Below are 11,364 nucleotides of genomic sequence, written 5' to 3'. Positions count from 1 at the left end.
CAATTCATTTATCTTAAATATATTTAATAAAACTAGGTTGTTTCTCTGCGAAGAAAAATAGAATATCCACTGGTTTAGATGGATTAAACAACTATTTACAATCGGGTTACCCCCTTCGAATCAACCAATACTTTAACTGACTCCCCTGCTTTAACCGCTACCTTAGTCCAGTTTAAAAATGCAGTATAGCTCAATGGCTTTAAAGCCTGCCTGTCGTTCTCAGCCATGAGTGAGACACTGGCATCATAAGCTGTAGGGTTGCTCAGTTGAAGGATGATTCCGGATGGACTACCCGGCTGAATCTCTGCTTTAACATGATCAAAAACATAAACCTTTTGCTGATCCATATTCAGGTAAATCCCCGGCAATTCCATGGCCATCAGCATGCCGTTGGTTTCTGTCCAGGAGTTTCTGGTATTGATAAAATTACCGATGCTGCTTTTCCCTTCCGCATCGCTGAGTTGAATCCTTTCCATGGAAGAGCCCGTCTGACCATTCGTAGTGGGGTGTCCCGGCATATTCACCGCTTCCGCATGAGCATGTTGGATATCCCTGATTAAATCTGCATACCTGATATTACCTGTCGCCCGGAATAACTTAAAAAGATAATCACCCGAAGCGGTACAAATACCAGGGGCAGCATGTTTGTTTTGGATACTTGCCCAGATCGCACCAGCCATATTGCTTTTTAGTTTCCCAATCGCACTATTTTCAGGAAATACAGGATCGTAAGAGAATGTCCAGGTAGCGCCTAATGCAGCCTGAACTTCTGCTTTATCTAACCATTCCCGCTGACCGGTATAATAATACAAAGCCATCAATGATTCCAGGAAGCCAAATGCAGATTCCGAATCCGCGTCTTGCGAGATATCGCCACAATGGCCACCTGTTAATCCCTGCTTTTCCACATCCCGTTTATAATAAAACCTGGCCGCATCCTGTGCCACTTTCATCCATTCTTTATTTTTGAAATAATTTGATGCCATGGCCAGACCTCCAGGCACAATTGCCCCTGCCGTAGAATTAAACACAGCAATTTCGCCGGTTTCCGGAGCAATATACTGACCAAACTCTCCGTCTTTTTTCCAGTTGCGGACAAATGCAGCAGCAAGTTTGTTAGCTGCATTTTCCCATTCCGGTTTAACGCTTGCTGAATAGCCCTGGGCTTTAAGTAATTCCATATGTTTGATCAGCCATAATAGCACATCTGCATTTTTCCTCACCATCGCCTGAAGGGGCTTAAAATCCGCGTTCATCTTCTCTGGTCTCAACTCTCCATTGGCTTTAATTCCGCCATAGAAATATCCGCTTTTCCCTTGCAGCTTTTTCACTACAAAATCCAGTTCAGCAATGACCCGATCCCGTTCTTTTTTATCATTAAGGGCTAGCATTGGATAAGTATTCATCATCCCGCTCACCCAACCCAGCTGAAAATCCATGTTGTTTTCAGGCTTATAATAAGCACCAGCGGGAACCTCCACAAAGTTCCCTTTACAGATATCGGTAGCAGCCTCGAATAACTTGCTCATTGGCAATATATTTCTTGGGTTATTTGCTCCGGAAAGTTCCTTACGGACTTCCATAAATTTCTTTAACAAATCAGGAATATTGGAGGCTTGGAAAACGTAAACCCGGAATACCAGTTTCAACTTCTCACCGGCCTTCCAGTCCGGCGCCAGATCATTACTCAAATGAAAATCACCAAAACCCGCAGCCATTTTACGAACTGCCGGTGCAGAGACACTGAAAGCACAACTGTCTTTTTTGTTGTTCTCTGCAATAGTTAATCCATTCCCTCCCAATCGGGTCTGCTGGGTAGTCAAAACGATAAACCCTTTCTTTTCCTTTTCCGAAAAGAAGCACATGGCCGGTGTTGCCGCATTGCCAGTTTCCAGTTCAATCAAAGAAGCGGATCCTGGTTGATCAGAGAGTCTGGGATTGTTAGAAATGGTCAATGGCACATCAGGATTATAATACATATCTTTTGGATAGGCAGGCTCATATCCATTTCCAATGGAGCGGTAACGATTGCCGTTATAAACGGATGCGGGAACCAGCACATAGTTTTTTGGATTCCAGTTCGAAAAATCAAAAGAAACGGAAACTGCGGAGGCTTTAGCGACACCTGTATTCAACTGAAAGGAGGCCGAAAGCTCCATCACTTCGGGACGTCCGGAGACCGGGTTTGCTTTTAGCTGCAATCGCCAATCACCTGTTTTTGTCTTCAGGGAATTACCCTGAAACACCTGTTCATTAAGTAATTCCGTTCCATTAAATTCTTTTACAGCGCAGTTTAATGACCCATTTAATTGTTTTAAGAACTGATTAAACGAGCGCTGGTTTTCCTGCGCTAATGCGCGCATTCCATTGGCAAAGCATAGGAAGCCTATACAAATCAGTGTTAATTTTATCTTGCTCATCTTTGAGTTTTTAGGATAGCATAAAGCCCCTGAATTAGTTTTTCTGTTTGATGGTAAACCAGCTAAATCCTCCGGCAGGAATACTTAAATTAATCACAGTCTCTTGATTTTCATTGAGCGCTAAACTACTAATGACACCATTTTGATCTGTTAAAGCCGCTGCTCCCTTGATTCCGGTATAATATAAAGGCAGCTTCATTTGTTTAGAAATGGCCTTATCGGTTGGATTAAACACCACCAACATCCCTTTTTCCTCCAAATCTGCATTAACATGAAGCATGGCATCCAGATCTCTTCCCGTTGGCCGGGAAACATGAATGATGTCAGAAGTCAGGATTGCCCGATGTTTCTTAAACCAGTTGAGCCATTTGGCAACCATAGCCTTAGTTTCAGGCGTATCGTAAAGTCGGTTCCCCCTCACCGTGAACTGGCAGCCGCTGGCCAGGTGCTGGAATAAAGCAAGTTCATAACGGTCAAGATTATCGGCCAATGGTTCTAAACCTACCCTCGAATCATTGGTATAAAAACCAACCAGTTGTAAGGACATCCAGCCCATGGTTGGTGCTTTATGCCAGGTACCATCATAAATATACTGACGTCCTAATAGCAACTGTTGTTGTGGCGTTAAGTTGGCACTGGCTTCACGATAGCCCATTCCTGTTGCCGATTGCCCATTCAGAAAATACCAATCCGGAATTGGCGCATACATATTTCTACGTTGCAGTTCATGAAGTACACGTACCTGTTGTTTCCATTGTTGCCATTGAGAATCGTAAAGGTTATGGTGATATTTATGGTCGGTAGCGGCACATACATCGCCATGATATGGCCCGTCCATATTGAAAGTCATCAGACCGGTTTTGTCGAAAAACTCCCACATTTTGGTATAATATACATCTTGCCAATCACTGGCAATGCACACACTTTGTCCGAATAAACTACCTGGTTTTTGGGTTACCGGATCGATGCAATCGTATTGTGCGCCTCTGCCTCTGGAGGCCACCTGCAATTCGTATCCACCCATTACAATACCTTTAGCCTTAGCATAAGCGGCAATATCCTTCCATAAAGCCACATAGGCAGTATCCAGGTTATCATGAGCGATACCTGGCCAGGCCATCACATCCAGTCTTTCAAATCCCAGTTCTCCCATTTGGTTGATGAAGTTTTTAAGCGTTGGCTTGTCATGAGAGGTAATTCCTCCGGTGATTAAAGATTCGGTAACCTGTGGCGCTAATTTCCGGTAGAATCTACGGTGTGCCAGACTTTGCCGCTCGCGGTCGTCATTGTCCTGCAACAACTCAAAAGTGGTAAAAGAAGTAAATTCGGCATTGCTATTTACAGTTTCCGATGGCCCCATTGGCACCCGGCTAACCAGTAAATTATGGTGTGGGAAACCCAGAAATTTATCTTCTGCCTGATTGTGGGACGCCCAGGTATGGTATTCCCCATCAATCCTCCAGGAAGTGGTACTTTCACCAGTCTGATAAGCTGGTGGCGCTTCTTTGTAATGCATCAGCGCTCCTCCTTCCCGATCTGCATTGGCCAGTGCAAAGGAATAATCACTTTCCACATGAATGCGTTTTACCTGATCCTGATTGATGGCTAAAACCTCACATTCTGTTTCGCGCACTACAAAAGAGGAATCGGTATTATTCTTAATGGTTAGCCATTTGGCGATGACAGGCATGCCTTCATACAATTCGTAATGGACAGTAACCTGCACCTGATCTTTCCAGTTTTGCTTAGTACGGGGTGCCTGATAGTGCATTAACACATGAAGCCCTTTAGGTGGCCAGTCTGCATGAACAGCGTTGTATTTTTGCTGCCATGGATACCGGGCAACCGGCTTGATCACCTCCATACCAGTAAAACGAAAAGCGGAAGGTTCAGCAATTAAATCCGGATACCAGCTCTCCATGAGATAGGATTTCTCTGGTTGCCCGCTCAATCCACCGATATCATACCATGTGCTGTCGATCATTACCCTTGCTTCGGGTTTGATCGCTCTTAAATACTGGGCATCATTATATTCGTTTTTAAAGCCTACACAGGCAAGGTTTTCTGCAACGTAAAACTCCCTGCTCAGTAGACCATTAGTCAGCAATAGCTTTGCGGATAGCTGATCTGATCCTTTTTTCAGGAACAATTGCACAGGAGTATTTACGGGATGAACCAACCAGTCTGCTGGATTTGGATTGGCCATCGGAAAATCCTTCACCTTCACAATGGCTGGATTTTTCTCCAGTGTTTCCATTAATGCCTTTTGCTCCACGGTTGCTTCTCTTTGCTTCTTTGCCAGCTGTTTGCCGTTATATAACAAATGTTTAGCTGCATCAAATTTCAGTTTATTCAAGGTGCTTAGTCTGATTTCATAGATTAATCCATCAAAATAATACTGTTTAGCCAACGCTCCAATAGAGAAATTAGGCGCTATCGATTTAGCCTGAGGCAATTTATCGAGCACCTTTATACCGTTTGCCAATACAGAAACGGCTTTACCATCATTTACCACTGCGATGTGAATCCATGTTCCCGGATTTACTGTTGCAATGGCAACAGGAACCTCTTTTCCATCGATTAGCAGCAGCCATTGCGCTCCTTTTTGCAGCAGGATATAACCTGATTTATCATCCCCATAAGCCATAGCGGCTCCTTTATTTCCGGTACCTTGCTGCCCTCGCTGGCGGTTATTGGCTTGAAACCATCCTTCTAATACAAATGGCCCGGCCGACTGATCAGGCAGTGCAGCCGTACTATAACTACCCTGGTCTTTGAAAGAGATCGCCCCTTCCCCATTTAGTTTTTTATCTGCCGGCGCATCCGCAAAAAACACCGGTTGTCCATTTCTTTTTAAATCGTGTCCTTTACCGCTCAAATCCTTCAATAGATCAGGTGAGCTGGCATAAGATATCGCACCTGAACGCCCCATATTGTAATGGGCGCTGATCAGTTGCTGTGCATTTGCAGTTACGGCCTGTGTAAAAAGTAAAACAAGAGGCAGCAGCATACATTTGCTTATTTTTTTAAAACAAGGCATCAATAAGGATAAATTAAGAATAGTTAAAAATATTATTTACGACCAATAGCATACTGGATACCACCTAGTAAGTGATTCAGATAAAGCGGGTCAGTATAAGATTCTTCGGTATGTCCGAGTTCGGTATACCAGGAACGGCCGCCATCATAAACATGGTACCATGCCATAGGATGCGGTTCTCCATTGATGCCACCGGTGTAAGATTTCTCATCAATCGTGATCAATACTTTCAGGTCTTTATTAATATCCTTGAAATTGTACCATTCGTCTTTACGCGTCCAAACTGCCGGAAGGTGTTTAGTGGAAATATGGGAACGATCGATCACGTTTAACGTAGCCATCTGTTGTTTAGGGTGACTTACAAAATAAGCACCTACTAATTTGCCATACCATGGCCAACCGTATTCGGTATCTGTGGCCGCATGCACGCCAACAAATCCCCCACCTGCCTGGATGTATTTTTCGAAACTTGCCTTTTGTGCCGGATTAAATATGTCGCCTGTAGTTGATAAAAACACCACCGCAGCATATTTTTTCAATCCGTCATTGTTAAAGTAAGCCGCATTTTCTGTGGTATCCACCAAAAAGCCGTTTTCCTTTCCTAATTTCATGATCGCAGCCTTGCCCACTTCTATGGCTGAATGCCTGAATCCCTGCGTTTTGGAGAACACCAAAATACGTGGTTTTGCAGGATTAATATTGGCGGCTCGTAAAACTAAGGACACCGAAATAAAACATAATAATATAATTAACTTTTTCATTGGAGTATATTTTTGTTAATGGTCAGGTAACGGTCCTCAGCTGCTGTAATTTACAAGACGTCAGCTGAGGATCGTTACTTAGGTTGTTTTTTAAAATAGCGATAATTTTAGGCCCAGGATTTATCCCCTTTTTTATAAGGAACACTGCCTTCAAAACGGCCAGGTGCAGAAACATAGCGCATGGCTTGCGTGGCACCTATTTCAGAAGTAAAATATCCGAAGAAGGCCAGTTGCTTCATCATTGTAAAATAGTGTGTTGGTGATTCCTTATTGGCCTGGTAGTCTTTTGCCTCTTTATCCAGCGCATGGATCAGCGCTAATCTTTGCGGATCGGTGGCTTTGATAAACGCGGTACCATGCATTTTTTCGCTGGCAGCATTCAGTTTAGCCATCCCTTCCAGGAAAACTTTCTGATCCTTTTCGGGATAGCAATCGGCTACGATAACGGTCATAAATGAACCTACTTTTGCGGCCTTAGCCCCCGGACTTTTAGCCGTATCAGGCAACATCGTATCTGCAACCAGGTCTAAAAACTCCTGATCCTGCGAGCTAAACAAGCTGTTAATTTTTTCTTTATCAGCACTACAGCCCGTAAGGAGCATATCTCCACCAATCATGGCACCGCCAGTCAGCAATGCGATCATTTTTAAAAGTTCTCTTCTATCCATAAGATCAGCTGTTATTTTTCTTTAATTCAGAGACCGCATAATCCACTGCTCTGGCGGTTAAAGCCATATAAGTAAGCGAAGGATTCTGGCAGGCGGATGAGGTCATACAGGCACCATCGGTCACATACACATTGGTGCAATCCCAGACCTGGTTCCATTTATTTAAAACCGAGGTTTTAGGATCTCTGCCCATTCTTGCGGTTCCCATTTCATGGATTCCATGTCCTAAAGCATGACCGCCATCGTAAGTACTGACATTTTTAACACCTGTAGCTTCCAACATGGCGCGCATCTCTTCCAACATATCGTTACGCATTTTCAGCTCATTATCTTTCAGTTCCGCATCCATGTTCAAGACAGGAAGTCCCCATTTGTCTTTCACATTTTTATCTAAGGAAACTTTATTCTCATGGTAAGGAAGTATTTCGCCGAAGCCGGTTGCACCAACAGTCCATTGACCCGGCTCGGTTAAAGCGTCTTTCAGATCACCGCCAAGGTTTAATTCGGCAATCTCCCTGCCCCAGCCTTGTCGGCCAGCGCCTCCCTGATACCCAAAACCACGCAGGTAATCTCTTTTATCTCCACCTATATTTACAAACCTTGGAATGTAAAATCCATTGGCTCTTCTGCCGTATACATATTGATCTTCGTATCCTTCAACTGTTCCGGAAGCACCAATATTATAGTGGTGATCCATCACATTATGCCCTAATTCGCCACTGCTACTGCCCATACCACCTGGCCATACACCGGTAGCGGAGTTCATCAATATCCAGGCTGTATTTAAGGTAGAAGCGCAAAGGAAAACGATCTTGCTTTTAAACTCGTAAGTTTGATTTGTTTCCGTATCCAGAACCTCTACGCCAGTGGCTTTCTTTGTATTTTTATCATACAAAACTTCCTTTACCAGGGAATAAGGGCGTACAGTAAGGTTTCCGGTTTTCATTGCTGCAGGTAAAGTAGAAGATTGCGTACTAAAATACCCCCCAAAAGGGCATCCTTCCCAGCATCTGTTTCTAAACTGGCATTTTGTTCTGCCAGGAATTGCAGCAGTAAGATTGGCCACCCGCCCGATAATCAGGTGCCTTTTATCATGGTATTCTTTTTTTATTCTTTCAGCGATGTCTTTTTCTACGCAGTTTAACTCCATCGGCGGTAAAAACTGACCATCAGGTAACTGCGGAAGCTGCTCAATAGAGCCGCTGATTCCTGCAAATTTCTCTACATGGTCATACCATGGTGCCAGATCATCATAGCCGATTGGCCAGGGAACCCCAACATTATCTTTCTCATTGGCCTCAAAATCCATCGGACTCCAACGGTAAGATTGCCTGCCCCATAAGATAGAGCGACCACCCATGCGGTAACTCCTCCACCAGGTGAAAGGCTTGGTTTCCGTGTAAGGACAGTCCTTTTCATTTGCCCAGCCGTCCATAACTTCTTCGGCAGCTGCCCAGCCCCGGTGGATCACCGGATAATTCTTTTTCTGCTCCTGAGTAGTGCGACCACGGTGCTCCAGTTCCCAGGGATTTTTCTGAGCAGTCTTATAATCTTTAACATGATCATAAGGTCCTCCTCTTTCTAACATCAGTACTTTCAGCCCCTTTTCGCAGAGTTCTTTAGCGGCCCAACCACCGCTAATTCCAGACCCAACAACAATTGCATCATAGCTGTTATTTTCCATAATCAGCGCTCCTTAAAATTTCATTCATATAAATAAATTTGTGTGTTATTTATTTTAAAATCTTTTCCGCACTTATCCTTAGCTCTAGCTTTAAATCTACATCATTAGCCCCTGTCCATTCAACTGTTATTTAATTAAAAAAATATGCTATCTGATCAATTATTAGGTTAAATAGCCTTATTTTAGGTGAGAATAGCAGTTGACTAACACACAAATCGCTTAAATGAAAACACTAATACAAAAGATCTATGTTGAAGAGCATCATTCCTTTGCTTGCCGTACCTACAAAACACCTCATTTTGAAACGGCCTGGCATAAACATCTGGAATGTGAATTGATCCTGATCACCGCAGGGAATGGCACTGCCCTGATCGGCGATTATATCGGAGAATATAAACAAGGAGATATCTTTCTGCTCCATACCAATGTGCCCCATTGGTTCAGAAAACTGCATAAAAAAACAATTGGCAGTGCCGTCGTGATTCATTTCCTGAGTGATTTCTGGGGTAAAGAGTTCTTATCCTTACCAGAGATGCAGCCTATAGCGCGGTTATTAGCCGACAAAAACACAGGCATTCAATTGCAAAATGGTTTATCAAATGACATCGCTACATTTATCAAAAAACTGGAATATGCCGAAGGCCTGGACAGGATACAACTGTTGTTAAGTTGCCTGCTAAAAATCAGTCATTCCCCGGAACAAAAAGTCATTACCATGGCCAGTAGTACGGTCAGCAGTTCAGCAGAAAACTCCGTGATTGAAAGTGTGATAGATTATTCCTTTAAGCATTTCCTGAGTCCGATTTCCCTGAATGAGATCGCTGCAACTACCAATATGTCTGTTCCCGCATTCTGCCGCTTCTTTAAACGGAACATCAAAAAAAGCTATATTGATTTTATTAAAGAAATCAGAATTGGACATGCCTGTAAGCTGTTAAGAGATACCGACCGGGCAATTTTAGACATCTGTTACAATAGCGGATATAACAGCTGGGCAAACTTCAGTAAACAGTTTAAAGTGGTCTCAAAAATCACCCCTTCTCAGTATAGAAAACAGCATCAAAAATAAGGGCCGTTTTTTCAAACAGCCCTTATTTTTTGTTTAATTCAAACCAGGAACTTCCCGATCATCAAACTGAAACCAGTTAAAGTCCGCATAACCGGAAACACCACGATCTTTTGTACTATAGTTGAACAGCGCAAATCGATTGGCAGTCCAGTCTAAGCCCAGTCCCATATTCAGGGTGTTGCCAATAGCCTGGTATTTTTTTCCATCCGTACTATAGGCAAAAACAGCCTTGTATCCGATGTGTGTGGTACTCGCCTTAACCCAGATTTTATTCCCTTTAAAAGGAATGGTGGTCACTGTGCTATCCGCATTGACCATCACGATAGACCGATTACCCGCTTTTTGCTGAACAGCCACAAAAGCATAAGGAAACTGGAAAATACCAAAACCGGCAACATTTCCATCCTTCAATGCGGTAACGTCAATTTCGACTGTACCAGTTGAGTTAGGCCCCTGCACTCTTTGCGTCAGCGTATTTCTGGCTTCCGATAATTTTGCCGCTTTTCCTGCTTTTAAGCGTAGATAACCTTTACGCTCTTTAAGAGACCATTTTTGATCATCCGGATTATGATTCCATTGCCATTGTAAACCTAATTTCGCAGTATTAAAATCGTCAGATGTTGCAGGAACTACTATTGGATAAGTTTTGCCAACATCAGGTTTTTTATAAGTATCCACTCCTTTTCCATTAACGCCCAGCATTGGCCAGCCATCTACCCAGGTAACCGGCTCCAGGTTAGGTACACGACCTATCGGACCACGATCCTGCATAATGATGAACCACCAGCTGCCATCTTTCAATTGTACCATGCCACCCTGATGTAAACCATTACCAGGATAAGTATGGTCGTCGTTGATGACTTCCTTCGCCTCATAAGGCCCATAAATATTATCCGATCTCAAACAAATCTGTCTACCCGTTGTCCCTCCGGTAGAACCCAGGAGATAATACCGGCCATTTACTTTATATAAATGAGCTCCTTCCAGGTAAGGGAATTTGCGGTTATTATAAATTTCTTTCTGAGGAGTTTTCACGGATAAGGCATCTTCATTTAATTCGGTGATGAACAATTTCTCTTGCCCATGTGCCACATATACCTTACCATCATCGTCAAAAAACAATCCCGGATCGTACATGTACTCTTTAAAAATAGTTCTTGTCCATGGACCTGCCGCATCTTTGGCAGTACAGATAGAGAAATGTCCAGGTTCCGTTCGGGAGATATTTGGTGTACAGAAACCGACGTAAAATGTACCCTTGTTGTGACGAATCGTATTTGCCCAGGAACCTTTCAGGTAGGCATTGCCCCCTTTCATATCATAACGCGGATCTTCCTCGTATTTTGGCACCGCGTAACTGATCATTTCCCAGTTGACCAAATCTTTAGATCTGGCTACCGGACTACCTGGAACATAATGCATACTGGTGGAGATAAAATAAAAATAGTCCTCTACCCTAATGATGTCCGGATCCGGCCAATCTCCCCACATCAAGGGGTTAGTAAAAGTCCCATTGCCATTGTCGGGGGTATAAACTGTTGTTTTTTTTGTCTGGGCAACCAATAGCTGGCCCCCAATCAGGAATAAAAAAAGTAATAAGTGTTTCTTCATTAAAATTTAATTTCGGTGTAATGGTTTTTTTCATCAGGTTACAATTGGACCTGATGAACTAAGGACAAGGCAAAAGGCCTCATGGGGTACTGACTGTTAAAAAAAAGATGG

At 43.3% G+C, this 11,364-nt stretch carries 7 protein-coding genes; 1 reads left to right on the top strand and 6 read right to left on the bottom strand.

Annotated elements, in window-relative coordinates:
* Nucleotides 1–95 precede the first annotated feature (95 nt).
* The 5 genes from R2Q66_RS21535 to R2Q66_RS21515 all read right to left on the bottom strand — a co-directional run bounded on the left by R2Q66_RS21535 (nt 96) and on the right by R2Q66_RS21515 (nt 8,573).
* Complete coding sequence (locus tag R2Q66_RS21535) at nt 96–2,420, bottom strand: hypothetical protein (RefSeq protein ID WP_316753113.1); 2,325 nt, start codon at nt 2,418–2,420, stop codon at nt 96–98.
* A gap of 34 nt (nt 2,421–2,454) precedes the next feature.
* Nucleotides 2,455–5,430 carry a LamG-like jellyroll fold domain-containing protein gene (locus R2Q66_RS21530; protein WP_316753111.1) on the bottom strand — a complete coding sequence of 992 codons (2,976 nt, stop codon included), beginning with the start codon at nt 5,428–5,430 and terminating at the stop codon, nt 2,455–2,457.
* Between the two features lie 62 nt (nt 5,431–5,492).
* Complete coding sequence (locus tag R2Q66_RS21525; RefSeq protein ID WP_316753109.1) at nt 5,493–6,221, bottom strand: ThuA domain-containing protein; 729 nt, start codon at nt 6,219–6,221, stop codon at nt 5,493–5,495.
* A gap of 107 nt (nt 6,222–6,328) precedes the next feature.
* Nucleotides 6,329–6,889, bottom strand: coding sequence for a gluconate 2-dehydrogenase subunit 3 family protein (locus tag R2Q66_RS21520; RefSeq protein WP_316753107.1), 561 nt, complete (start codon nt 6,887–6,889; stop codon nt 6,329–6,331).
* A gap of 4 nt (nt 6,890–6,893) precedes the next feature.
* Nucleotides 6,894–8,573, bottom strand: coding sequence for a GMC family oxidoreductase (locus R2Q66_RS21515; RefSeq protein ID WP_316753105.1), 1,680 nt, complete (start codon nt 8,571–8,573; stop codon nt 6,894–6,896).
* A 223-nt stretch (nt 8,574–8,796) separates the two neighbouring features.
* On the opposite strand from R2Q66_RS21515, the gene R2Q66_RS21510 reads away from it, so the two are divergent.
* Complete coding sequence (locus R2Q66_RS21510) at nt 8,797–9,642, top strand: AraC family transcriptional regulator (RefSeq protein ID WP_316753104.1); 846 nt, start codon at nt 8,797–8,799, stop codon at nt 9,640–9,642.
* A gap of 33 nt (nt 9,643–9,675) precedes the next feature.
* On the opposite strand, the gene R2Q66_RS21505 is transcribed toward R2Q66_RS21510, so the two are convergent.
* Complete coding sequence (locus R2Q66_RS21505; RefSeq protein WP_316753102.1) at nt 9,676–11,253, bottom strand: glycoside hydrolase 43 family protein; 1,578 nt, start codon at nt 11,251–11,253, stop codon at nt 9,676–9,678.
* Between the last annotated feature and the right edge of the window lie 111 nt (nt 11,254–11,364).

Source organism: Pedobacter gandavensis (assembly GCF_032677645.1).
GTDB classification, from domain to species: Bacteria; Bacteroidota; Bacteroidia; order Sphingobacteriales; family Sphingobacteriaceae; genus Pedobacter; species Pedobacter gandavensis_A.
The sequence above is the reverse complement of the archived record's forward strand: the minus strand, read 5'-3'. Positions and strand labels throughout refer to the sequence as shown.

Coding starts and splice junctions, on each gene's coding strand:
- R2Q66_RS21535 (WP_316753113.1), bottom strand. CDS start 2,420: ATGAGCAAGATAAAATTAACACTGATTTGTATAGGCTTCCTATGCTTT.
- R2Q66_RS21530 (WP_316753111.1), bottom strand. CDS start 5,430: ATGCTGCTGCCTCTTGTTTTACTTTTTACACAGGCCGTAACTGCAAAT.
- R2Q66_RS21525 (WP_316753109.1), bottom strand. CDS start 6,221: ATGAAAAAGTTAATTATATTATTATGTTTTATTTCGGTGTCCTTAGTT.
- R2Q66_RS21520 (WP_316753107.1), bottom strand. CDS start 6,889: ATGGATAGAAGAGAACTTTTAAAAATGATCGCATTGCTGACTGGCGGT.
- R2Q66_RS21515 (WP_316753105.1), bottom strand. CDS start 8,573: ATGGAAAATAACAGCTATGATGCAATTGTTGTTGGGTCTGGAATTAGC.
- R2Q66_RS21510 (WP_316753104.1), top strand. CDS start 8,797: ATGAAAACACTAATACAAAAGATCTATGTTGAAGAGCATCATTCCTTT.
- R2Q66_RS21505 (WP_316753102.1), bottom strand. CDS start 11,253: ATGAAGAAACACTTATTACTTTTTTTATTCCTGATTGGGGGCCAGCTA.